Below are 23,160 nucleotides of genomic sequence, written 5' to 3'. Positions count from 1 at the left end.
AGAGATGAACCATGAGAACCATACTGATCACCGGCTGCTCCTCAGGCTATGGACTTGAGATGGCTCGCTATTTCCTTTCGAAGCAGTGGAACGTCATCGCGACCATGCGCACCCCGCGCGAAGACATCCTGCCGCGCTCGGAAAACCTGCGCATTCTGCCGTTGGACGTCACGAGCGAAGCCGGCATCGCTCAGACCATCAAAGCCGCCGGGCCTATCGATGTGCTGGTCAACAACGCGGGTATCGGCGTCGTCGGCGCATTCGAAGCGACGCCCATGTCTCACATCCGCAAGGTCTTTGACACAAACACCTTCGGCGTCCTGGCCATGACGCATGCGGTCATCCCGCAGATGCGCGAGCGCCGATCCGGGGTGATCGTCAACGTGACGTCGAGCGCAACCCTGGCCCCCATGCCAATGGCAGCTGCCTACACCGCCAGCAAACAGGCCATCGAGGGCTTCACAGGCTCTCTCGCTCACGAGCTTGGGTACTTCAACATCCAAGCCAAGCTTGTGGAACCTGGCTATGCACCGACCACAAGCTTCGCCAGGAATACATCCGTGCGGATCGAAGACCTTATCCCGGAGGCTTACGCGGACTTCGCAGCGCCGATCTTCCAATCCTTCGCGCGGCCGGCCCTGACCACGAGGGAAATCGATGTCGCCGAAGCGGTGTGGCTGGCGGTCCACGATGACACCGGCAAACTGCGTTTCCCTGCAGGGGCGGATGCTGTCGCGCTATCACAAGCCGCATAACCATTGCCTGGCGCCGGCCTCGATCCATGGCGAGGCTGGCGCGGCGAGCTTGCCTGCGTTCCAAGGACTAAAACCGTGTAGCAGGTGCCGGCGTCATCCACTCCACCAAGCCATTCGACCGGGAATCCGGCCCGGACACCAAGCCGGCACTCCCAGTCCGCGTCCCCTACTCCGCCACGTAGATCACCGCCTGCTTGTCTGACGGCAGGCCGCTGTCCCCCGGGGCGAGAGCAACGGCGACCACGGAATTGGTGTCGATCCTCTCGCTCTGCATCGCGGTGTGAAAGAGTGCGCTGGCCGAGAGGGCCGTGCGCAGGTTGGTCAGGCCCTGCTGCTGCCGCGCGAGCGTCGGCTCCATGTCTTTCACGAGCTCGGGATCGAGCGACACGAAGCGGAAGTTGTCGACGCTGAAGACCATCTTGATCTCTTCCGCCGTGGCGTCTGATCGCTCCACGGCGTCGCGTACCTTTGCCGCAACGTCGCCGCTCTCAGGCTCGGTGACGTCGACGCTATAGCCGAAGAGATCCGCGGGATCCTCCTCCAAGGGAGGCCCAGACTGCGCCATGGCGGGAAGAGCCGGCGTCAGCGCGGCGAGGAGCGCCAGTGTGCAGAGTTCCGTCAGCCTTTTACCCATCGTGTCGTGACCTCCGTGAATGACGAGTCGAGCGTTGATTTGTGTCTTGATGTCTGGCTTCGCAATGGCTGCCGCGCCGGCTCCAGGATCGAACGACCGACGCGGCGACAGCCACGAGAGATGGTGGACGGTCTGCAAGGTCTGACATCCGCATGACTTGCGAACGTTGGCACGTCGCGATGGTTCCCAGCTGCATCGATTCCCGGGGCAAGCGCATGCGGCTCGACCGGAGGTCGGCCGGAGCGTTGACGGTGTTGACCGGGAGGCCTATCCTTGCTCCGTCTGAAACAGGTTAGGCCCGGGACGGTTGGCCCGGCCCTCACCCGGTGGCGACCCCACCCGGTGGGTCCTTCCGTTGCATGCCAACGGCCCAAGACTATCGAGGTGCGCGCGTCGTGTGGGCACCGATAGAAAGGGTATCGACGATGAAACCCAGAATTTCTGTTGTGACGCTCGGCGTTGCCGATCTCGAGCGGTCGCTGGCCTTCTACCGTGACGGCCTCGGGCTGCCCACGCAGGGCATCGTCGGCCGCGAATTCGAACATGGCGCCGTCGCCTTCTTCGACCTCTCAGGGGGACTGAAGCTCGCGATCTGGGTGCAGGACGACATTTGCCACGATACCGGCCTGCCGAAGACGCCGGTCAGTCCGACCGCCTTCACCATCGGCCACAACGTCATGCACAAGGAAGACGTCGCCGCGGTCATGGACGCTGCCCGTCGCGGCGGGGCTGAAATCGTCAAACCCGCGCAGGAGACGTTCTACGGCGGCTATGCCGGGTATTTTCGCGATCCGGACGGGCACCTCTGGGAGATCGTCTGGAACCCGCAGTTGCTTCCGGCGGAAGACTGAGGAGTCGTGCGACGCGACCCACCCGGCAGGATACACACCTTGAGCAAAAGCAGGACGGCCGGCATCAACGTCGGACATTCCTGCCCTCGCCTGACACCGGCCGTCCTTGAATGGGTGGAAAGGGCGCGGCCCGAAGGCCGCGCCTTTTGGTGTTAGAGGTTCTGGTAGGCCAGGATGATCGCGTCGATCTGGTCCTGAGCGGTCAGTGCCTGGACCTGAGAGGTCGTCAGGGCCTGCAGCTGGTCGGTTTCCAGTCCGAGGATGTCCTCGGCGGCAAGACCGGAGATGGCCTTGACGCTGATCGCTGCGATCTCGTCGGTCGTGAAGGTCACGATATCCGTGCTGGACATGGCGGCGATCGAGGCCGACGTCAGGGCTGCGACCTGGTTCGAGGTCAGTGCCTCGATCTGGTCGCTGTCCATGGCGTCAATCTGGGCCGATGTCAGGGCCGAGATCGCCGCGGTGCTCAGCGCCACCACCTGGTCGGTGGAGAGCGATGCCACGTTGGTCGTGCTCAGCGAGGAGACCTGGCTGGCAGACAGCGCGGCCACCTGGGCAGTGCTCAGACCTTCGACCTGATCGGTGGACAGTACCCCGATCTGGGTCGCATTGAGACCTGCGATCTGCGCCGTGGTGAGAGCGCCGATCTGGGTGCTGGACAGCGCCGCCACGGTGGTGGTGGAGAGGCCGGAGATCGACTTGGCGTTGATGGCAGCGATATCGGAGCTGTCGAAGGTCGCGAGATCGTCCGTCGACATGGCGCTCAGATCTTCTGCGCTCAGTGCGCCGATCTGCGTGGTGTTCAGCGCTCCGACCTGGTCCGAGGTCAGCGCACCGATCTGGGCGGAGTTCATGCCGACCAGCTGGGCAGTCGACAGCACACCGACCTGGGTCGTGGTCAGAGCCGCGACATTGGTGGTCGAAAGTGCGGCGATCTGCGTTGCCCTGAGGGAGCTGACCTGGGTGGTCGTCAGCGCGGCAACCTGATCGGAGGTGAGAGCGCCGAACTGGGCCGACGTCATGCCTGCAATCTGGGTCGTCGTCAGGGCGGCAACCTGGTCCGTATCAAGCGCGGCGACATTGGTGGTCGAAAGACCGGCCAGTGCCTTGGCGCTGATGGCAGCGATATCCGAGGTATCGAAGGTTGCCAGATCTTCCGTCCCCATGGCGGAGAGTGCGGCAGCGCTCAGTGCGGCGATCTGGGTGGTGTTCAGCTCGTCGATCTGGTCGCTGGTCAGGGCGCTGACCTGTGCAGAAGACAGGATGGCGACCTGCGCCGTGGAGAGTGCGCCGAGCTGGTCACTGGTGAGCAGCGCGACGTTGGCGGTGGAGATGGCCGTGACCTGCGTCGGGCTCAGCGTCTGGACCTGACTGGTCGTCAGGGCCGTGATCTGATCCGTCGTCAGGGCGGCAATCTGCGTCGTCTTGAGGGCAGCCACCTGGCCGGTCGTCAGAGCGGCGACCTGCGTGGTGTCCAGGGCCGCGATGTTAGTGGTGGAGAGGCCAGCCAGGGCCTTCACGTTGATCGCGGCGATGTCTGCGGTGTCGAAGGTCGCCATATCTTCCGTCGACATGGCACCGAGAGCTGCCGATGTCAGCGATGCGATCTGCGTGGTGGTGAGCTGGTCGACCTGATCCGAGGTCAGCGCGCTGATCTGCGAGGACGTCATCGCGGCAAGCTGCGAGGTCGTCAGAGCGCCGATCTGGGTGGTGGTCAGAGCCGCAATATTGTCGGTGGAGAGGCTCGGAACCGCCTTCGCGTTGAGGGCTGCGATGTCGTCGGTCGAAAAGGCGACGATGTCCTCGGTGGTGAGCCCTGCGACGGCCGCCGGGGTCAGTGCAGCAACCTGGGTCGACGTGAGGGCTTCCAGCTGGCTGGAGTCGAGAGCGCCGATCTGCGCGGATGTCAGCGCAGCGACGGCCTTGGTGCTCAGGGCAGCAACCTGATCGGTGGTGAGGGCCGCGACGTTGGTCGTGGACATCGTGCCGATCTGGACAGCACTGAGGACACTGACCTGCGTCGTCGTCAGAGCTTCAACCTGTTCGGTGTCCATGGCGCCAATCTGGGCCGTGGTGAGGACCGCGACCTGCGCGGTCGTCAGAGCAGCAACCTGCGAAGTGGACAGGGCAGCGACATTGGTGGTGGAGAGGCCTGCCAGCGACTTGACGTTGATGGCGGCGATGTCGGCGGTGTCGAAGGTCGCAAGGTCTTCCGTGGACATTGCACTCAGACCAGCCGAGCTCAGAGCTGCGATCTGCGTCGAGGACAGGGCTTCCACCTGCTCGCTCGTCAGAGCGCCGATCTGGGCAGACGACATGGCGGCCAACTGCGCGGTGGTCAGGGCGCCGACCTGGTTGGTGGTGAGCAGGGCAACGTTGTCGGTCGACAGACCGGACAGCGACCGAACGTTGATGGCAGCGATGTCGGCGGTCGAGAAGGCGACGATGTCTTCACCTTCCAGGGCCGTCAGGGCGGCCGCACTCATCGAGGCGACCTGTGCCGTGGTGAGAGCTTCCGTCTGCGACGAGCTCAGGGCACCGATCTGGCTGGACGTCAGGGCGGCAATCGCCTTGGCGCTGAGGGTCGAGACCTGGGTGGTGGTCAGCGCCGCGATGTTGTCGGTGGTGACGGCAGCAACCTGTGTCGCGGTCAGCGCGCCGATCTGCGACGAGGTCAGGGCCTGGGTCTGGTCGCTCGTCAGGGCGGCGATCTGGCCGGTGGTCAGCGCAGCGACCTGAGCCGTCGTCAGGGCAGCGACGCGGTCGGTGGCCAGCAGGGCGAAGGCGTCAGTCGACAGTCCCGAGAGCGACCGGGCGGAAATTGCCTGGATCTCTGTGGTCGAGAATGTGCCGATGTCGTCGGTGGTCAGGGCGGAGATGGCCGCCGAGCTGAGGTTGGCGATCTGGCCGGTGGTCAGCACGTCGATCTGGTCCGACGTCAGCGCAGCGACCTGCGTCGTCGTCAGGGCGCGGATGACCTTTTCGTTGAGGGCCGTTACCTGGTCGGTTTCCAGCGCAGCGATGTTGTCCGTCGTCAGGGCAGCAACCTGGGTTGCGGAGAGAACCGCAATCTTGTCGGTCCCCAGCGCGCCAAGCTGGTCGGAGGTCAGGGCGCCGATCTGCGAAGACGTCAGCGCAGCAACCTGGCCGGAGGTCAGGGCGGCAACCTGCGTGGTCGACAGCGCTGCGAAGTTGCCGGAGGTCAGACCGACCAGCGACTTTGCAGTGATGGCTGCGATGTCAGCGGTATCGAAGGTTGCGAGGTCGTCGGTGGAAAGAGCCGAGATGGCCGAGGAGCTGAGGGCGGCGATCTGGGTGGTCGTCAGGGCGCCGAACTGGTCGGAGGTCATGGCATCGGCCTGTGCCGACGAAAGTGCAGACAGTGCCTTCAAGGACAGCGCCGGCACCTGGGTGGTGGTCAGTGCAGCGATGTTGTCGCTGCTGAAGGCGCCGATCTGGGCAGCGCTGAGGGCCGAAACCTGCGCCGTGCCAAGCACTGCGACCTGGTCGGACGTCAGGGCGCTGATCTGCGCCGTGCTGAGGGCTGCAACCTGAGAGGAGGTCAGAGCCTGAACCATGTCGGTGTCGAGGGTAGCGATGACGGCCGTTGCCAGCCCTGCGATCGCCTTCGGGTTGATGGCGGCAAATTCGCTGGTCGTGAACTGAGCGATGTCGTCAGCCTGCATGACCGCGATGTCGTCGGCGGCAAGCGATCCGATCTGAGCCGAGGTGAGCGCCTCGATCTGGTCGGACGTCAGGGCATTGAGCTGGGCTGTGGTCAGGGCGGCAATCGCCTTGGTGCCGAGCGTCGCGATGTTGTCCGTGGAGATGGCAGCGATATTGGTGGTGGTCAGCGCTGCGATCTGTGCGCCGGAGAGGGCACCGATCTGGCTGGAGGTCAGCGCACCCATCTGGTCTGTGGTCAGGGCGGCGATCTGGGCTGTGTTGAGGGCAGCGACCTGGGCGGTGGTGAGAGCAGCGACGACGTCGGTCGAAAGCGCGGCAAAGTTGGCAGTGGTGAGGCCGGCAAGCGCCTTGGCGCTGATGGCGGTGATTTCACTGCTGGAGAAGGCTGCCAGATCGTCGCTGGAGAGCGCGGAAATGGCGGCCGATGTCAGGGATGCGATCTGCGTCGTGTTCAGCGCGTCGAGCTGCTCGGAGTCGAGCGCACCGAACTGAGCCGCGCTGAGAGCAGAGAGCTGGCCGGTGCCGAGGCTGCCGACCTGTGTGGTGTCCAGCGCTTCCATCTGGCTGAGGGTCAGGCCCTTGACGCCGGTGGTGGTGATCGCGCTGAGCTGGTCGGTGCTCAGAGCTGCGATGTCATCCGTGTCCAGAGCCGAGATCTGCGACGAGGACAGCACCTTGATCTGCGCGGTGGTCAGCGCCTGGACGTCTTCCGTCGTCAACGAAGCGACGGTGGTCGTGGAGAGGGAGCGGATCTGGTTCACGCTCAGAGAAGAGATGATCGATGTCATAGATGGGGCCGCCTATCTAGTTAAGCTGGAAAGCAAATTTCATCTCACCTGCCAGAGATCGTGCGTGGGCACTTCCAAACTCCACGCTGCGGCCTCAGGCGCATCCTGCGCCATGCTGGCAACCTACCCGTAGCGAATGCCAGCACGGCACCAACCATGGGTGTCCTTTCGGACGAATCGATATGTTGGGATCATGGCTGACAGGAGCCGCAGCGTGGGAAGGCATCATGCGTTCAGGCCGCTAGCGCGTCCCGACTCCCCCGCCTGTAGGTTTGAACATCCCGCTTCCGCTAGGCTGTCGCACCGATCTGCCTGCGCCCATCGCGGGATGGGCTTGCTGGCAGAAGTCTTGGATGCATGGTTACGCCGCACTTCCTAACTTTGGGTTAACGCCCGGATCTTGTGTTTCATTTTAGCAAATAGAGACAAACTCTCTATTGTGTCCCGTCAGTGAAGACCAGAACAGGCAAGTTCGCACTCCCCTATACTAGGAAATCTAAATCCACCTTCACTGGATAGGCGGCCGGTTGATACAGAAACCGGGAGCCTATGCAGAAAAGGCTCAGTCGCGCGCGGCCCATCCGAGAAAAAAAGATGTCGGCAACACGACGACGCATAAAAATATCGGATATCGACTTGAAATTTCGGCCGCCGCCACGGAACTGTAAGCAAACTCTCTCTTTCATGCATGTTCTCTTCTCATGGCGACTTTCCTCCCGCGACATCCGGACTTGAGCCCATGTATTGTCAGGAATAGGTGGCTTTCAGCGAAATCATTCCCCAGTCAAGCAAGTCCAACGCAAGCTAGCGGCGCTACAGACGGTCAACTGCCTGTGTCACAACGTCGTCTGCCATCCGGCCACCTGCTTCTGGGATCCCCATGCTGATCAACAATGCTTTCGCCTCAGACCCCGCCTCCCCACTGATCGGCCTGCTGGATCGAGCTCGAACAGGGACCCTTCCACTGGTCGACCTTTTCAAGATCACGGAGAGCTTCAACGCGACGGGACAGCGTGCGCAGGCGGCGGAATTCTTCAAGACCTGGATCGCCTACAACGACACCAGCCCCCTCCTCCACATCGCCTACTTCAACTACGGCGTGACGCTGGGGCAGATGGGCGATACCGCAGGGGCGGTGCAGGCCCTGCGCGCCTGCATCAAGGCCAATCCACGCTTCGGCGCCGGCTACATCAACCTCGGCCGCGCCCTGGAAGACAGCGGCCTGCCCGGACAGGCCATCCAGCAATGGCGCGATTTCGTCGAAGAGACCTCGGACATCACGCCGGAAAGGATCGGCCATCGCCTGATGAGCCTGCAGCATATCGGCCGGGTTCTGGAAGGCGCTGGACGGCTGGAAGAGGCCGAGGCGGCTCTCTGGCAGGCGATCGAGCTCCAGCCGGACCGGACGGAGGCCGGCCAGCACTGGACGGCGGCGCGCCAGCGGCAATGCAAGTGGCCCGTTCTCGCTCCCTCGGAGCACGTGACCTACCGCCAGCTGCTCGACTCGATGTCGCCGCTGACGCTCGCCTTCCATGCCGACGATCCGATGTTCCAGCTGGCCAAGGCCTATCGCTTCAGCAAGGCGCAGGCCGGACGGCCGGATCTGAGCGCCTTCCCGCGCAAGCAGCCGAAGAAGAAGGTGGGGACGGGTGAGCGGCTGCGCGTCGGCTATGTCTCATCCGATTTCCGCGAGCATGCCGTCGGCTTTGCCCTCAGCGAGGCGTTCGAGCTGCACGACAAGACGGGCGTCGAGATCTTCGCCTATTACTCCGGAGCGATCCGCCCGAACGACGAGACACAGGGCCGCATCCGCGCTGCCGTCGATTGCTGGCGCGACATCACGGCGCTGAGCGATGTCGACGCTGCCAAGCTGATCTCCGCCGACGAGATCGACATCCTGATCGACCTCAACGGCTACACCAAGAATGCCCGCACGAAGATCTTCGTCTACCGTCCGGCACCAGTGATCGTGAACTTCTGTGGTTTCCCCGGGTCCATGGCCAGTGCTGCGCATCAGTATATCATCGCCGACGGGCACATCATTCCGCCAGAACAGGAGATCTACTTCACGGAGAAGGTGCTGCGGCTCTCCTGCTATCTCGCCATCGACCGCACCCGGCAGCTCACCACGCCGCCGAGCCGCGCAGAAAGCGGTCTTCCGGAAGACGCCTTCGTCTACGCCTGCTTCAACGGCATGCAGAAGATCAACGCCAACTGCTTCGGCCGCTGGATGCAGATCCTCTCGGCAACCCCGGCAAGCGTGCTGTGGCTTCGCAGCGGCGACGCGGTCGCCCAGGACCGCCTGTGCAAGCTGGCGGCACAAAGCGGCGTCGATGCGAACCGGCTGATCTTTGCGACCCCGGTCGCCGACCACTCCGGGCACATCGCCCGAATGGCGCTTGCCGATCTCTTCCTCGACACCTCGCCCTACGGCGCCCATGCGACGGCCACCGACGCCCTTTCCGCCGGCCTGCCGGTGCTGACCATCTCGGGCGCCGGCTTCGCACCGCGGGTCTGCACCAGCATCGTGGCCGCGGCCGGCATTCCCGAACTCATCTGCACCACGCCGGACGAATACGTAGAGCGGGCGATCGCCTTCGAACGGGACCGCGAGAGCCTTGCCGCCGTCCGCACCTCGCTGGAGAACCAGCGCACCACCAGCGTCCTGCAGGACACGCCCGCCTTCGTCCGGCGGCTGGAGGAGCTGTTCTGGCAGATGCAGGGCGAGCGCGAGCGCGGCGAGACGCCCCTGCCCGACTTTACCAATCTCGACGTCTACTACGAGGTCGGCGCCGAACTTCTGCAGCAGCATGTGGAATTTGAGGACGAAGGGACCTACCGGAAGCGCTACATCGACGCGCTGGCCAAGCTGCACGACTATTCACCGCTCCCCTACGACAAGCGGCTGTGGCGGGATCCGGCGGCCTGACGCCGGCTCGCAGGCATGACCCGGTCCAAGAAGGATCGGGTCGCTACGCCGTCTTCCGGAGTTGCTCCTGCTCGCCGAGGTAGCCGGCGATCGCCGCCTGCGGCATCGGCCTGGAGAAGAAATATCCCTGATAGCCGGTGCATCCGCTGGTGGCGAGGAAATGCAGCTGAGCATGCGTTTCCACGCCCTCGACGATGCACTCCAGCCCGAGGCTCTGACACATGGAGGAAATGGCCCGCACGATGTCTCGCGCGGTCGCCTCGTTCTCCAGATCAAGGATGAAGGAGCGATCGACCTTGATCCGGTCGATCGGCAACCGGCGCATGTAACTGAGGCTGGAATAGCCGGTGCCGAAGTCGTCGAGCGCCACCATCGCCCCCTTCGACCGCAGCAGGCTGAGCGCATCCACCGCGCGGGAGAAATCCTGCATGATCGCCGATTCCGTGATCTCGAACATCAGGCGCTGCGGCGGGAAATTCGCGGCATCGATCTCCGCCAGGATGGCTGTCATCGTGGTCTCGCTGCAGACATCGAAGGCGGACAGGTTGAAGGACAGGCGCAGATCGTCAGGCCACGACCGTGCGGCACGAAGGGCGCTGCGAAACAGCGGCACGGTGATCTTGCCGATGAGGCCCGCCTGTTCGGCGACGCGGATGAAGACATCCGGTCGCACGTCCCCGAGCACCGGATCGCGCCAGCGTGCCAGCGCCTCGAAGCCGAGGGGCATGCCGTTGCGGTCGACGATCGGCTGGTAATCCAGGTGGAAGGCCTGTTCGACCACCACGCTGCGAAGCCGCTGCGCCACGGCCGCCGCCTTCTTGATCCCGGCCTCGTGCAGTTCCGAGAAGACGGTGACGCTTCCCCTGTCGTGCTGCTTGGAATAGCAGAGCGCAAAATCCGCCTTTTCGAAGAGTTCGCATCCCGTTTCCGCGGCACATGGGAAGCAGGCAATGCCGCAGGTCGCCGAGATCGTCACGCTGCCCTCCGGGAACGTGAAGGGATGGGCAAGCGCCGCCAGTGCGCGGCGGCAGATCTCCTGGAGCTCCTCCACGCCGGCGGGCGGCAGGATCAGGGCAAACTCATCCCCACCGAGACGGGCCACGAGCGTCTCCGGCGGTAGGCTGGCCGGCAGCCGCCTGGCGACCTCCTGCAGCAACCGATCGCCGACGACGTGCCCGAAGACATCGTTGACCGGCTTGAACCCGTCGAGGTCGAGAATGCCCACGGCAAATCCCGCCGTCTTTCCATCGCCTTTGAAGTCGGCGATCCGCTGATCCAGGGCATTCAGAAAACTGCGACGGTTGGCCAGCCCGGTGAGGCTGTCCTGGTTTGCAAGCAAGCTTATGGCTCCGTTCAGCGACTCCAGTTGCGTGCGCTGGCTGTCGAGCTCGATCTGCTTGTAGATGCGGTCGCGGAAATCCGAGTGCGAGCGCTGCATGACGAGGATCATCCCGCCAATGGCAAGCACCATGTTGATGGCGACAGCCGGGAAGACATTATTGTCCTGGAGGGCCAGGAAGACCGCCGTCGGCACGATCACCAGAATGAAGAGCGCCGGTGCCACCTGATGCAGGGGGCGCAGGCATGTCATGACCGTGATGATGGTGATGGCGGTGAAGAAGATGTTCTGGCCTTGGGTAAAGACGTCACCATAGCTGAAGAGCGCCAGCGACCAGGTGGAGACGGCAAATCCCAGCACGCAGGCGAGTACGACCACCGTGCGCAGCGCCCGTCCCATCGCCTCGTCGGACGGCACATGATGGCGCCCGTAGGCCATGCGGAGCGCCCGTACAAGGCAGACCGCAACGAAGACGGCGGGAAGCCAGATGGAGAGAATGGCGGGTGCCTTGCCCACATAGGTCAGCGCGAGCATCACCATGTTGATGATGATGATGGCATACATCAACGGGACCTGGCGCGAGAGCTCGCTGTATTGCGCCCGCCGAAATTCCGGAACGTCGGATCCGTCGCCAAAGACTTTTGCTACCCAGCGGGAGATTTGCATGATCACCTCCTGGCGCGTCGCAGCCGCTGGGCGGCAGCATCGTGCCAGCACAAAAAGAGGGGGTTGGTCGCCAAAAGACGCATGTCGGGCGTGGCAGATGGGCTTCTGCCGGCCATCATGGCTCACAATAGCCCGACAACCCTAGTGTTTCAGCAAATCATTAATAAAGAAATAGAGAGATAGCCTGCCGGAGGCGGCGGGTTCTCAGGCAGCGAGCATCTCGTGCATCGAGCGCACCACTTTCCGGATGTCGTAAGGCTTGCTGAAGAACCGGCTTTCCGCTGGGATGTCGTCCTGGGTCACGCGGCGATAGCCGGACGTCACGATGATCTTGAGAGGCGGCCAGCGGTCGCGGATGTAGGCGGCGAGCTTGATACCGTCCATGCCCCCGGGCATGTCCACATCCGTGAACACGAGCCGGATCTCGTGGTGCTCCATCAGGATAGCGATCGCATCGGCAGAATTGCCGGCCTCGAACACGAGAAACCCCGCGTCCTGAAGGCTGTCGGCAATGTCGAGCCGCAGCAAGGGCTCGTCCTCGACGACGAGAACCGGGATACTTTCACTCATGGATCATGATCTTATGCTCATTGCGTAGAACGGACGGGCTGCTGCTCGTCCTGCATAAGAACAGGCCAGATGCGCGAACGTTCCCCGATTTTCCGACGCCGAACGCAAACGTGACAAGCGCGTGACGGAAGTCCGCGGCGGCGACAGGTTCCACCAGTCACTGCTGCCGTCGCCGGTGTCTGAAGACGGCCGGAAGAGGTGTGCGGAACCTGCCTCGACCCGCCCGTGTTATCTTATCAACGAAGGAGCCACGCCATGAGTGACGAGAACAGCGACCGAAAAGCCCAGGAGGCTGTCGAGAACCGCGAACAGACCCCGGAGACACCGAGCGACACCAAGCCGGCCGGCCCGCACGCCAAGGACAAGCTGACCGATCCGGAAAAGACCCCTGGTACGGGCTCGCTTGCCGACGAGAGCGGCGACGATGCCGATGTGGGCCCGGACTGACTGCGACGCCGTGGCGCTTGCCAGCCGCATCCGAGGGTTCTAGAGCGACAGGAGGACGGCGTCGGGGAAGACTGAATGGCAGCGGACACCATTACCTTGTACGAAGCGATCGGCGGCGACCCGACCGTGCGGGCTCTGACGAAGCGCTTCTATGCGCTGATGGACACGCTTCCGGAAGCCGCCCGCTGTCGCGCCGTGCATCCGCCGACCCTCGAGGGCAGCGAGGCCAAGCTTTACGACTATCTGACCGGCTACCTCGGCGGCCCGCCCGTCTATGTCGAGAAATACGGACACCCGCGGCTGAGGTCCCGGCACTTCGCAGCGGCAATCGGCCCGGCGGAAACCGCCGAATGGCTGCTCTGCTTCCGTCGTGCGCTGGACGAGACGATCGAGAACCCGAAGCTGCGCGAGATCATCTGGCCGCCCATCGAGCGGCTCGCATTTCATATGCAGAACAGGGAATAGGCCCATGGAAAGACTCGATAATCTGCGGCCGTTGATTCTCTTTGTGAGCGGCCTTCTGGGCGCTGCCGGCGTGGCGCTGGCGGCGGCGGCCAGCCACGGCGGCGACATGCGCCTGCTGGGCTCGGCCTCGACGATGTGCCTCGCCCATGCGCCGGCGCTTCTGGCGCTGCATGCCGGACACCGCCTGGTGCGGACGGCGACACTGGCGGCCCTGGTGATCGGCCTTGGCACCGTTCTCTTCACCGGCGATCTGCTCGCCCGCCATTTCCTGGCAACGGGTCTGTTCCCGATGGCCGCGCCGATCGGCGGCACGACGATGATCCTCGGCTGGCTGGTGGTGGCGGCCGGCGCCTTCTTTCGAAGCCGACCCGCCGGGATCTGACCGCTAGCGGCGGAAGGCGACCACCTCACCCGGTCCATCGCGGGTGTAATGGCTCGACGCTACCCGGCGCTCCGCCGGAAACGGCACGACGTTCACCCGATCGGCCTGCGGCTGCGCCGCCAGCAGGGCATAGAGCTCCGGCACGAACCCATCGCCATTCTGCTCGGCGAGCTTGTGCAGCCCGATCAACAGGCTCGCGTCAGGACGTTCTTCTGTCATCGCTTTGTTCCTTCATGGTCTGCAGCGCCCTGTCCAGGCTGGATTTGGAGCCGTTGCGCAGGGGGATGAAGGTCTTTCCGAACTTCTTGCAGCCGGTCTTCACCCTCAGACACGCATCGTGGCTGATACAGTCGATGGGGCAGAAGACGCAGTCGACCGAAGGCAGCACGGTGTCGATCCGTGACACCGCCTCGCGCAAGCCGCCGTCGTGGTGGATGAGTTCGGCGCCGTGGTTGCTGGCGATCTGCCGAAGATGGGCGACCTGGCAGTCGCGACCACCGACGTACAGGAAGCTGCGGATGGGCTCCGGGCGCTCGGACTTCTGGACTGCCTCTGCGGGATCCGCCGTTGGCTGCCTTGTCTGCCGGCCGGCCTTCTTGCCCTTCTTCGCCATGCTTGTCTCCTGCTTGGCGGGCAGTCGATCTCGACCGCCCCTCTCAGATTCGCGGCGACCTTATGAAACATGAGTGTAATAGTAAAGATTAAATCCGAGAGCCTGAACTCGGCCGCAGCACTGCTATCGGTCGCGCTCGATCGTGGTGATCCGGATACCGATGAAATTGTCCTGGTCGTCCGACACCAGTTCCCCGTGGCCGATGACACGGCCGTTCACCTGCAGTTCCACCGGCTCGCCAAACCGTCGGTCGAGAAGGAAGCGATCCCCCTGGCCCGCTTCCATCAATTTCGCCACGGAGACCTTCGTCCTCCCTATGACGACATCGATCTCGATCGGAATTTCTTGAACCTTCGCCTGCTCCCCATGCCTGTGGTGCAGGTCGGCGGATCGGGCAAGCGCCCCGGCCGGCTGATCGAACCTGGGGAGCACGCTTTCCAGCGTCCTGGCGCCGCCATTGGCGGTCACCCCATAGGAAACGGTTCCCGGCGAAAAGGACGACGGCCAGGTGCCAGTCGGAGTTTGGGTCTCGGTATTGCCGCTCAACGCTATGATCTCTTTTTGCATGACAGGAATCACCTCTGCCGACACTCTAGTGCGTCGGACGAGAAGTTGACGTCGATCAGCTTTTGGAGGTTAGCGGCGGGTTAAAATTCACAGCAGACGCCCGATTTCGGGACGGTCAGTCTGCGGAATGCCCGGATTACTGCTTGCGCCGCGACTGGAGAATCCGGGATTCGATGGCGGCGGGAAAATGGCCGCTCATCCGCCTCAGCGTGCTGAGCGGAAAATTGATCCGCGCGAGCGCTTCGACGAACGGCGTGTCGAGCGGAGAGGTGAACGAAACCAGCATCTCGGCCTGGACGACGTCCTTCTTGGCGCAGGTCAGGAAGATCTCGCCCTCGCCGAGGCAGATGTAGAAGTGATCGGGCAGAAAGGCGATCATGCTGGACTGGATGAGCGCGCCCTCTTCGTGGATGCTCACGATCCGCACCTGCAGGCCCGCGAACGACTTCACACCCGCCTTCGGATAGAGCGCCCGTGCCACGATGTTGCACTTGCGCGGCTGCCCCACCGGGCCGTTGTTCGCGCCGTAGAACTGCGCCAGGTAATGGCGGCTCTTCTGTTGGTTGAGCATGGGTAACGGCCAGTAAACGTTAATAGGACGTTAACTGCTTAATCTGATCTTAATTCAGATTCAAGCGCCGCTCCGCAGCACCTGTGGACAGCGTTAACGCGGGCGCGGCGGAGGAGCGATCGAGGCGGCGAAAGCGCCTGTCCGCCTGGTTTCCGTGCCGTGGAAGCACCAAAGTTTTACCGTTTGATAAATTTTTGGCTTGTGCTAGCCTGCCTCAATAGTTGTCCATAAGCCATAAAAGAGGGAACTCAGATGGAACGACTGGGAAGCGGGATTCGGGCCGGACGCCTGTCTCCCGAACGCTACGCATCCAATTTTTCAGACCTTCATCCGCGCCTCGACAAGCATGAGGCGCTGGTGGCCGCCGACCGCTGCTACTTCTGCTACGACGCGCCCTGCATGACTGCCTGTCCCACCGCCATCGATATCCCGCTGTTCATCCGGCAGATATCGACGGGCAACCCGCTGGGTTCGGCCAAGACCATCTTCGACCAGAACATCCTTGGCGGCATGTGCGCCCGCGTCTGTCCCACCGAGACGCTGTGCGAGCAGGCCTGCGTGCGCAACACTGCAGAGGACCGCCCGGTCGAGATCGGCAACCTGCAGCGCTACGCGACGGATATCGCCATGGAAACCGGTCGGCAGTTCTACACGCGGCCAGCCCCGAGTGGCCGCCGCGTCGCCGTTATCGGTGCCGGTCCCGCGGGCCTCGCCTGCGCCCACCGGCTCTCCATGCACGGCCATGACGTGGTGATCTTCGACGCCCGCCAAAAGCCGGGCGGCCTCAACGAATATGGCATCGCCACCTACAAGGCGACCGACGACTTCGCGCAGCGCGAGGTCGACTACGTCACCGCCATCGGCGGAATCGAGATCCGCACCGGCCAGATGCTGGGGCGCAACTTCACGCTGCCGGACCTGACGGAAGAATTCGATGCCGTCTTCCTCGGCATCGGCCTCTCGGGCGTCAACGCCCTCGGCATCGAGGGCGAAGACCTGGCAGGTGTCGACGATGCCGTCGAGTTCATTGCCGCCCTGCGCCAGGCCACCGACAAGGCCGCGGTTCCGGTCGGACGTCGGGTCGTGGTGCTCGGCGGCGGCATGACGGCCATCGATGCCGCGATCCAGGCAAAGCTGCTCGGCGCCGAGGAGGTGACCATCTGCTACCGCCGCGGCAAGGAAAACATGAACGCCTCCGGCTATGAGCAGGATCTGGCCGCCTCTAACGGCGTCATCATCCGCCATTGGCTGGCGCCCAAGCGGATCGTCGGCAAGGACGGCGCCGCCGCCGGCATCGAGCTGGAATATACCGCCATGGTCGACGGCAAGCTGACCGGCACCGGCGAGACCGGCGTAATTGCCGCCGACCAGGTGATGAAGGCGATCGGCCAGAGCTTTGCCGCAAACGGTCTCGGCAACCTGCGCATCGAGGCCGGCAGGATCGTCACCGATGCGACAGGCCGTACGTCCATGGAAAGGGTCTGGGCCGGCGGCGACTGCGTCGGCACCGGCGAGGACCTCACCGTTACGGCCGTGGCGCAGGGTCGCGACGCCGCCGAAAGCATCAACACGCTGCTGGCTGCCGGGGTTTCCCCCGCCGCTGCGGTCGCCTGAGGGAGAACGGACATGGCTGATATCCGCAACGACTTCGTCGGCATCAAGTCGCCCAACCCCTTCTGGCTGGCCTCTGCCCCGCCGACCGACAAGGCCTACAACGTCGAGCGCGCCTTCAGGGCTGGCTGGGGCGGCGTCGTCTGGAAGACGCTCGGCGAGGAAGGCCCGCCGGTAGTCAACGTCAACGGCCCGCGCTACGGCGCCATCTGGGGCGCCGACCGCCGGCTGCTCGGCTTGAACAACATCGAGCTGATCACCGACCGCGACCTCTACGTCAACCTGCGCGAGATGAAGGAGGTCAAGAAGAACTGGCCCGACCGTGCCATCGTCGCCTCCATCATGGTGCCCTGCGAGGAGGAAGCCTGGAAGGCGATCCTGCCGCTCGTGGAGGAAACCGAGGTCGACGGCATCGAGCTGAACTTCGGCTGTCCGCACGGCATGTCCGAGCGCGGCATGGGGTCGGCCGTCGGCCAGGTTCCGGAATACATCGAGATGGTGGTGCGCTGGTGCAAGCAATACACGCGCATGCCCGTCATCACCAAGCTGACGCCCAACATCACCGACGTCCGCTACCCGGCCCGCGCCGCCAAGCGCGGCGGCACCGATGCGGTCTCGCTGATCAACACCATCTCGTCGATCGTCTCCGTCGACCTCGACAGCTTCTCGCCCAACCCTTCGATTGGCGGCAAGGGCAGCCATGGCGGCTACTGCGGCCCGGCAGTGAAGCCGATCGCGCTGAACATGGTGGCGGAAATCGCCCGCGATCCGGAAACCTACGGACTGCCCATCTCCGGCATCGGCGGCGTCACCACCTGGCGGGATGCGGCGGAATTCCTGGCGCTCGGTGCCGGCAACGTGCAGGTCTGTACCGCCGCCATGACCTACGGCTTCAAGATCGTCGAGGAGATGATCACCGGCCTCTCCGACTGGATGGACGCCAAGGGCCACCGGAGCCTCGACGACATCTGCGGCCGCGCCGTCGGCAACGTCACCGACTGGCAGTACCTGAACCTGAACTACATCGCCAAGGCCCGCATCGACCAGGACCTCTGCATCAAATGCGGCCGCTGCCACATCGCCTGCGAAGACACGTCGCATCAGGCAATCACCAGCGTCGTCAACGGGATACGGCATTTTGAGGTGATGGAGGACGAATGCGTCGGCTGCAATCTCTGCGTCAACGTCTGTCCCGTCGAGGATTGCATTACGCTGGAAGCACTGCCCGCCGGCGCACTCGATGAACGCACAGGCAAGGTCGTCGACCCCGCCTATGCCAATTGGACCACGCATCCCAACAATCCGATGGCCGCTCCCGTGGCCGCCGAGTAACTGCGGGAAAGGGGCGCCGGTGGCCGCGCCCCTTTCCTTCCCGGATACAAAAGCCCACAGAAACGCACGCCCGTGCTGCAGTGCGACAGATCCGTTCGGATTTTAACCTGGAATTAGCGCAAGTCTGCAAAGTGTTGAGCGGGAGTTATTCCGGCGTTGATCACCTGCGCCGCAAACGCACTCGCGTATTCAACTAGGATTCGGGCCATGACTTTTAAGAATATGGGCATATCCAAGAAGATTGGTCTTCTTGTCGTCGTGATGGGAATTTCATCCCTGATCATCGCCGCCATCTCCGGCAGCGGCCTTTACGGACTCCAGAAGGCGATGACGTCGGTGGGAGCCAGAGAAGAGGTTGCACGCGAGGCAATGGACCTGCGCGTCGACATCATCGCCATCAGCCGTATGACATATCAGCTGGCTGCAGCTCCTGAAAAGGCAGCCGACTTCCGCGCCGAGACCGAAAAGCGGGCCGCCGAAATGCTTGGCCGGATCCCCAAGATCCAGGCGACGGCCGATGCGACGGAAACCGAGCAGCTGAAGACGATCAAGGCTGCGCTCGACAGCTATTTCAATGACATTCGTGCCATGGTGACGGTCGCCGAACAGACCCCCGGGGATGCAGCGGCCATGTCCGCGGCACTGGGCAAGGCGCTCGCCGGCCAGAAGGTCGTCACGGATACCGTCAAGGTCTACAGCACCTATTCCGGCAACGCGCTGGCAGAAGCCCGCGCCAATGCCCTCTCCTCCTCGACCATGGCGATGATCGTGGCAGCCGTCTCGGCTCTCGCCTTCATCCTCATCGGCGCCGCCATCAGCACGATTGTCGCCCGCAAGGGCATCGTCCTGCCGATCCGCTCGCTGACGCAGGCCATGAGCCGACTGGCCCAGGGCGACATGGAAGGCGGCGGCATCGATTCCACCCGCAAGGACGAAATCGGTGAGATGGCCCGTGCCGTCGAGGTCTTCCGCAACAATGCGCTGGCCATGCAGGAGCTCAAGTCCCAGGAAGCCGCCCTCCACGAGCGCAGCAGTGACCTGCAGTCCAGCATCGCCGCCGTCGTCGCATCCGCCGTCGCGGGCGATTTCTCCGGCCGCATCACCAAGGACTACCGCAACGAGGACCTCAACAGGTTTGCCAAGAGCGTCAACGAACTCGTCGGCAGCGTCGATAGCGCCGTCACCGAAATCCGCCGCGTCATCGCCGCACTGGCCGACGCCGACCTGACCCAGACGATGAACGGCCAGTTCCAGGGCGCCTTCGCGGAGCTTCAGGGCAACGTCAATGCGACCATGGTGACGCTGCGCGCCACGATGAACAACGTCCGCAGCGCGGCCAGCACGATCAACGACAACTCTGCCGAACTGAGCTCGGCGGCCAATGACCTCTCCAAGCGCACCGAACAGCAGGCTGCGGCGCTCGAAGAAACCGCTGCGGCCCTCGACGAGATCACCGCAACGGTCCGCGCCTCCTCCTCGCGTGCCAACGAAGCCCGCGACATGGTTCACGAGACCCGCCAGAGCGCCGCGAAGTCGGGCGAGATCGTCCGCAGTGCGGTCGACGCCATGGGCCGGATCGAGGACTCCTCCAACAAGATCAGCCAGATCATCTCGGTGATCGACGAGATCGCTTTCCAGACCAACCTGCTGGCCCTGAACGCCGGCGTCGAGGCCGCTCGTGCCGGTGAAGCCGGTCGCGGCTTTGCCGTCGTTGCCCAGGAAGTCCGCGAGCTTGCACAGCGCTCGGCCAATGCCGCCAAGGAGATCAAGACGCTGATCACGGCCTCGGCGTCGGAAGTCGACGGCGGCGTATCGCTGGTCCGTTCCACGGGCGACGCGCTTCTGGAGATCGAAAGCCTCGTCAACCGCGTCAACGGCCACGTGGAGTCGATCGCCACGGCTGCCCGCGAACAGTCGACGGCGCTGGCCGAGATCAACTCGTCCGTCAACCAGATGGACCAGATGACCCAGAAGAACGCCGCCATGGTCGAGGAAACCACGGCAGCGAGCACCACGCTTGCCCAGGAGAGCTTCCAGCTGCAGACCATGCTGCAGAACTTCAAGCTCGACGGCGATCGTCAGACATCCGGCCGCGGCATTCGCGCCGCAGCCTGATCCACCTCCCGTCTTTGAAACAGAAAGGCCCGGAAGCATCTGCTTCCGGGCCTTTTTCTTTGGTCGCAGGGACGCAGGTTCTCAGGAAAGGCGCACTGCCACGGATGCTGACCATCGGAACAAATACCAGTTCATCTCATTGCCCGCAGGGAGCAAGCAGGAGAACCGATCCGTGATCAGCGACCTCTGGTACAAGAACGCCGTCGTCTACTGTCTTTCTGTCGAGACCTTCATGGACGCCAATGGCGATGGTGTCGGCGACTTCGAGGGCCTGTCCCGGCGTCTCGACTATATCGCCGGCCTCGGCGTGACGGCGATCTGGCTGATGCCCTTCCAGCCCTCTCCCGGCAAGGACGACGGCTACGACGTCTCCGATTACTACAGTGTCGATCCCCGCTTCGGTACCCTCGGCGACTTCGTCGACTTCACCCATGGCTGCAAGCAGCGCGGCATCCGGGTCCTGATCGATCTGGTGGTCAACCACACGTCGGACCAGCACCCCTGGTTCCAGTCCGCCCGCAGCGACCCGAAATCGCCCTATCGCGACTGGTACATCTGGTCGAAGACAAAGCCCGCCGATGCCGACAAGGGCGTCGTCTTTCCGGGCGTGCAGGAAAGCACCTGGACCCGCGACGAGAAGGCGGGCGAGTATTATTTCCACCGCTTCTACAAGTTCCAGCCGGACCTCAATACCGCCAACCCCATGGTGCAGGAGGAAATCCTGAAGATCATGGGCTTCTGGATCCAGCTCGGCGTCAGCGGCTTCCGGATGGATGCGGTCCCTTTCGTCATCGCCGACAAGGGGGCGGAGATCAAGAAGCCGAAGGCGCAGTTCGCCATGCTGCGGACCTTCCGGGAATTCCTGCAGTGGCGCCAGGGCGACAGCATCATCCTCGGCGAGGCCAACATCCTGCCGGAGGACAACATCCAGTACTTCGGCGATGACGGCGACCGCATCCAGATGATGTTCAACTTCCCGGTCAACCAGAGCCTCTTCTACGCGCTCGCATCAGGGGACACGGGGCTGCTGGTCAAGGCGCTCGACGAGACAAGGGAGAAGCCGCAGACGGCACAGTTCGGCCAGTTCCTGCGCAATCACGACGAACTCGACCTGGGCCGGCTGAGCAAGGAGCAGCGCCAGACGGTGTTCGAGGCGTTTGGGCCGGAGAAGAACATGCAGCTCTACGGCCGCGGCATCCGCCGTCGCCTCGCCCCCATGCTGGGCGGCGACCAGCGCCGCCTCGAGCTCGCCTACAGCCTGATGTTCTCGATGCCCGGCACGCCGGTCATCCGCTACGGCGACGAGATCGGCATGGGCGACGACCTCGAACTCCCCGAACGTAATTGCGCCAGAACCCCGATGCAGTGGTCCGACGAGCCGCAGGGCGGCTTCACCAGGAGCGATACGCCGGTCCTGCCGGTAATTTCGAAGGGTCCCTTCTCCTACGATCACATCAATGTCGCCGAACAGCGGCGCCTGCCGACCTCTCTCCTCAACTGGATGGAGCGGCTGATCCGCATGCGCAAGGAGGTCCCGGAGATCGGCTGGGGCGACTACCGGGTCATCGACACGGGCAAGCCCGGCGTGCTGGTCCTGCGCTACGACTGGCGCAACAATTCGGTGCTGATCGTCCACAACCTCTACCCGGAGCCGGTCGAGATTTTCGTCGACCCCGGCTGTGGCGAGCACAGCAATCTGCTGATCGACATCGTCGACAGCGAAAGCAGCGAGGCCGACGACAAGGGGCGCCACCGGCTGTTGCTGGAGGCGCATGCCTACCGCTGGTTCCGGGTCGGTGGGCTCGACTACCTCCTGCGGCGCACGGAGATCTAGCACTCGTCACGAAGCCGGTTTGTCCGGCTCCTGCAGCGCATCCAGCATCGCCTGCATCGCCCGCGTCACATGCCGTTCCCTGTGATGCAGCACCGAGAAGGCCCGCAGCGGCATCGGAAAGTCGACCGCCCGCACCCGGCCGGACGCATGATGCCAGTCGACCGCCCTGCTCGAGATGACGGTGGCGCTGAGGCCGGCCTCCACGGCGGCGATCACCGCCTCGTTGGAGGGAAGTTCCAGGACGACCGACAGACCCGCCGGATCGATGTCGAGCGCCTGCAGTTCGCGTTCGAAGGCCGAGCGTGTGCCCGAGCCCACCTCGCGCATCACCCATGTGGTGTCCGTCAGGTCAGCAGCCTCGATACGACGCTGCTCCAGCCAGGGATGGCGATTGCCAACCACGAGGAGCAGGCGGTCGGCGGCGACCTGCGTCCGCACGAGGTCCGGAAATTCGACCTCGCCCTCGACGACGCTGAGCTCCGCCCGGCCGGCCAGCACGGCTTCTGCCGCGCTTCGGGTGTTGCCGACGGTGAGATGCAGGTCGACGCGCGGAAAGCGCTCATGATAGGCGACGAGCCGTGACGGCAGCCAGTAGCTGGCGACCGTCTGGCTGGCGTGCACCCGCAAGGTCCCCGACGCCGTTCCGCCGAGATCCGCCAGCATGTGTTCGGCCGAGGCGGCGCGTTCCAGGAGTGCCCTCGCCTCAGGCAGGAACAGCCGACCCGCCTCCGTCAGCTCGATCCTGCGGCCGATGCGGTCGAAGAGCACCACATCATGCCGGCGCTCGAGCACCGAGATGGCAGCGCTGGCAGCCGACTGCGTCATGTTGAGCGCAGCGGCGGCGCGGGTCACATGCTGCCGCTCCGCCACCTCGATGAACACGCGCAACTGGTCAAGGGTCATGGCTATCGTTCGCTATTTTCGATCAGATCAACCGATATTACGCGTTGGATTTGTCTTTGGAAGTACCGGAGGATGGATTTGCGCAATAACAAGCAGTTCTA

General features: G+C 63.8%; 19 protein-coding genes. 10 read left to right on the top strand and 9 right to left on the bottom strand.

Annotated features, from left to right (window positions below; all coding sequences use genetic code 11):
• The first annotated feature begins 11 nt into the window (after positions 1-11).
• Positions 12-755: an SDR family oxidoreductase gene (locus tag EO99_RS0101650; protein WP_029616908.1), complete on the top strand. Its 744-nt coding sequence runs from the start codon at positions 12-14 to the stop codon at positions 753-755.
• 166 nt (positions 756-921) lie between these two features.
• Here the strand turns inward: EO99_RS0101650 and EO99_RS0101645 are convergent, their stop codons facing one another.
• A complete protein-coding gene (locus EO99_RS0101645; RefSeq protein ID WP_029616907.1) occupies positions 922-1,389 on the bottom strand; it encodes a hypothetical protein in 468 nt (155 codons plus the stop codon).
• A gap of 425 nt (positions 1,390-1,814) precedes the next feature.
• On the opposite strand from EO99_RS0101645, the gene EO99_RS0101640 reads away from it, so the two are divergent.
• The gene (locus tag EO99_RS0101640) at positions 1,815-2,240 is read left to right on the top strand and encodes a VOC family protein (RefSeq protein ID WP_029616906.1); all 426 of its coding nucleotides are present in this window, start codon (positions 1,815-1,817) and stop codon (positions 2,238-2,240) included.
• 152 nt (positions 2,241-2,392) lie between these two features.
• Here EO99_RS0101640 and EO99_RS0101635 read toward each other — a convergent pair whose 3' ends face one another.
• Complete coding sequence (locus tag EO99_RS0101635; RefSeq protein ID WP_051679646.1) at positions 2,393-6,715, bottom strand: beta strand repeat-containing protein; 4,323 nt, start codon at positions 6,713-6,715, stop codon at positions 2,393-2,395.
• 880 nt (positions 6,716-7,595) lie between these two features.
• Between EO99_RS0101635 and EO99_RS0101630 the strand changes: the two genes are divergently transcribed.
• Positions 7,596-9,644: an O-linked N-acetylglucosamine transferase, SPINDLY family protein gene (locus EO99_RS0101630; RefSeq protein WP_029616904.1), complete on the top strand. Its 2,049-nt coding sequence runs from the start codon at positions 7,596-7,598 to the stop codon at positions 9,642-9,644.
• A gap of 43 nt (positions 9,645-9,687) precedes the next feature.
• Here the strand turns inward: EO99_RS0101630 and EO99_RS0101625 are convergent, their stop codons facing one another.
• Both EO99_RS0101625 and EO99_RS0101620 read right to left on the bottom strand, forming a co-directional pair.
• Complete coding sequence (locus EO99_RS0101625) at positions 9,688-11,649, bottom strand: putative bifunctional diguanylate cyclase/phosphodiesterase (RefSeq protein WP_051679645.1); 1,962 nt, start codon at positions 11,647-11,649, stop codon at positions 9,688-9,690.
• 204 nt (positions 11,650-11,853) lie between these two features.
• Positions 11,854-12,219 carry a response regulator gene (locus tag EO99_RS0101620; protein WP_029616902.1) on the bottom strand — a complete coding sequence of 122 codons (366 nt, stop codon included), beginning with the start codon at positions 12,217-12,219 and terminating at the stop codon, positions 11,854-11,856.
• A 255-nt stretch (positions 12,220-12,474) separates the two neighbouring features.
• On the opposite strand from EO99_RS0101620, the gene EO99_RS0101615 reads away from it, so the two are divergent.
• The 3 genes from EO99_RS0101615 (at position 12,475) to EO99_RS0101605 (ending at position 13,513) form a co-directional block, all read left to right on the top strand.
• Positions 12,475-12,666, top strand: a complete 192-nt coding sequence (locus tag EO99_RS0101615) for a hypothetical protein (RefSeq protein ID WP_029616901.1) — start codon at positions 12,475-12,477, stop codon at positions 12,664-12,666.
• A 75-nt stretch (positions 12,667-12,741) separates the two neighbouring features.
• Complete coding sequence (locus EO99_RS0101610; protein ID WP_029616900.1) at positions 12,742-13,131, top strand: group II truncated hemoglobin; 390 nt, start codon at positions 12,742-12,744, stop codon at positions 13,129-13,131.
• A gap of 4 nt (positions 13,132-13,135) precedes the next feature.
• Positions 13,136-13,513 (top strand): DUF423 domain-containing protein, encoded by a 378-nt coding sequence (locus tag EO99_RS0101605; protein WP_029616899.1) that lies wholly within the window; start codon positions 13,136-13,138, stop codon positions 13,511-13,513.
• A gap of 3 nt (positions 13,514-13,516) precedes the next feature.
• On the opposite strand, the gene EO99_RS25530 is transcribed toward EO99_RS0101605, so the two are convergent.
• The 4 genes from EO99_RS25530 to EO99_RS0101585 all read right to left on the bottom strand — a co-directional run bounded on the left by EO99_RS25530 (position 13,517) and on the right by EO99_RS0101585 (position 15,264).
• On the bottom strand, positions 13,517-13,732 hold the full coding sequence (locus EO99_RS25530) for a hypothetical protein (protein WP_037110827.1): 216 nt from the start codon (positions 13,730-13,732) through the stop codon (positions 13,517-13,519).
• Positions 13,713-14,126, bottom strand: coding sequence for a DUF2325 domain-containing protein (locus EO99_RS0101595; protein ID WP_029616898.1), 414 nt, complete (start codon positions 14,124-14,126; stop codon positions 13,713-13,715). Before EO99_RS0101595 ends, EO99_RS25530 begins: the two co-directional genes overlap by 20 nt.
• A 123-nt stretch (positions 14,127-14,249) precedes the next feature.
• Positions 14,250-14,693: a FliM/FliN family flagellar motor switch protein gene (locus EO99_RS0101590; protein WP_081851950.1), complete on the bottom strand. Its 444-nt coding sequence runs from the start codon at positions 14,691-14,693 to the stop codon at positions 14,250-14,252.
• A gap of 136 nt (positions 14,694-14,829) precedes the next feature.
• The gene (locus EO99_RS0101585; protein ID WP_029616896.1) at positions 14,830-15,264 is read right to left on the bottom strand and encodes a hypothetical protein; all 435 of its coding nucleotides are present in this window, start codon (positions 15,262-15,264) and stop codon (positions 14,830-14,832) included.
• Between the two features lie 252 nt (positions 15,265-15,516).
• On the opposite strand from EO99_RS0101585, the gene EO99_RS0101580 reads away from it, so the two are divergent.
• The 4 genes from EO99_RS0101580 (at position 15,517) to EO99_RS0101565 (ending at position 22,156) form a co-directional block, all read left to right on the top strand.
• Positions 15,517-16,878 carry an NAD(P)-dependent oxidoreductase gene (locus tag EO99_RS0101580; protein WP_029616895.1) on the top strand — a complete coding sequence of 454 codons (1,362 nt, stop codon included), beginning with the start codon at positions 15,517-15,519 and terminating at the stop codon, positions 16,876-16,878.
• 12 nt (positions 16,879-16,890) lie between these two features.
• Positions 16,891-18,207 carry an NAD-dependent dihydropyrimidine dehydrogenase subunit PreA gene (gene preA / locus EO99_RS0101575; protein WP_029616894.1) on the top strand — a complete coding sequence of 439 codons (1,317 nt, stop codon included), beginning with the start codon at positions 16,891-16,893 and terminating at the stop codon, positions 18,205-18,207.
• A 207-nt stretch (positions 18,208-18,414) separates the two neighbouring features.
• Positions 18,415-20,322, top strand: a complete 1,908-nt coding sequence (locus EO99_RS0101570) for a methyl-accepting chemotaxis protein (protein ID WP_051679643.1) — start codon at positions 18,415-18,417, stop codon at positions 20,320-20,322.
• Between the two features lie 172 nt (positions 20,323-20,494).
• Positions 20,495-22,156: an alpha-amylase family protein gene (locus EO99_RS0101565; protein WP_029616892.1), complete on the top strand. Its 1,662-nt coding sequence runs from the start codon at positions 20,495-20,497 to the stop codon at positions 22,154-22,156.
• Positions 22,157-22,162: 6 nt separating this feature from the next.
• On the opposite strand, the gene EO99_RS0101560 is transcribed toward EO99_RS0101565, so the two are convergent.
• Positions 22,163-23,059 (bottom strand): LysR family transcriptional regulator, encoded by an 897-nt coding sequence (locus EO99_RS0101560; RefSeq protein WP_029616891.1) that lies wholly within the window; start codon positions 23,057-23,059, stop codon positions 22,163-22,165.
• Positions 23,060-23,160 lie beyond the last annotated feature (101 nt).

The organism is Pseudorhizobium marinum (genome assembly GCF_000705355.1).
Lineage (GTDB): Bacteria > Pseudomonadota > Alphaproteobacteria > Rhizobiales > Rhizobiaceae > Neorhizobium > Neorhizobium pelagicum.
Note: the sequence above shows the minus strand (reverse complement) of the source record. Positions and strands in the feature narration are given on the sequence as shown.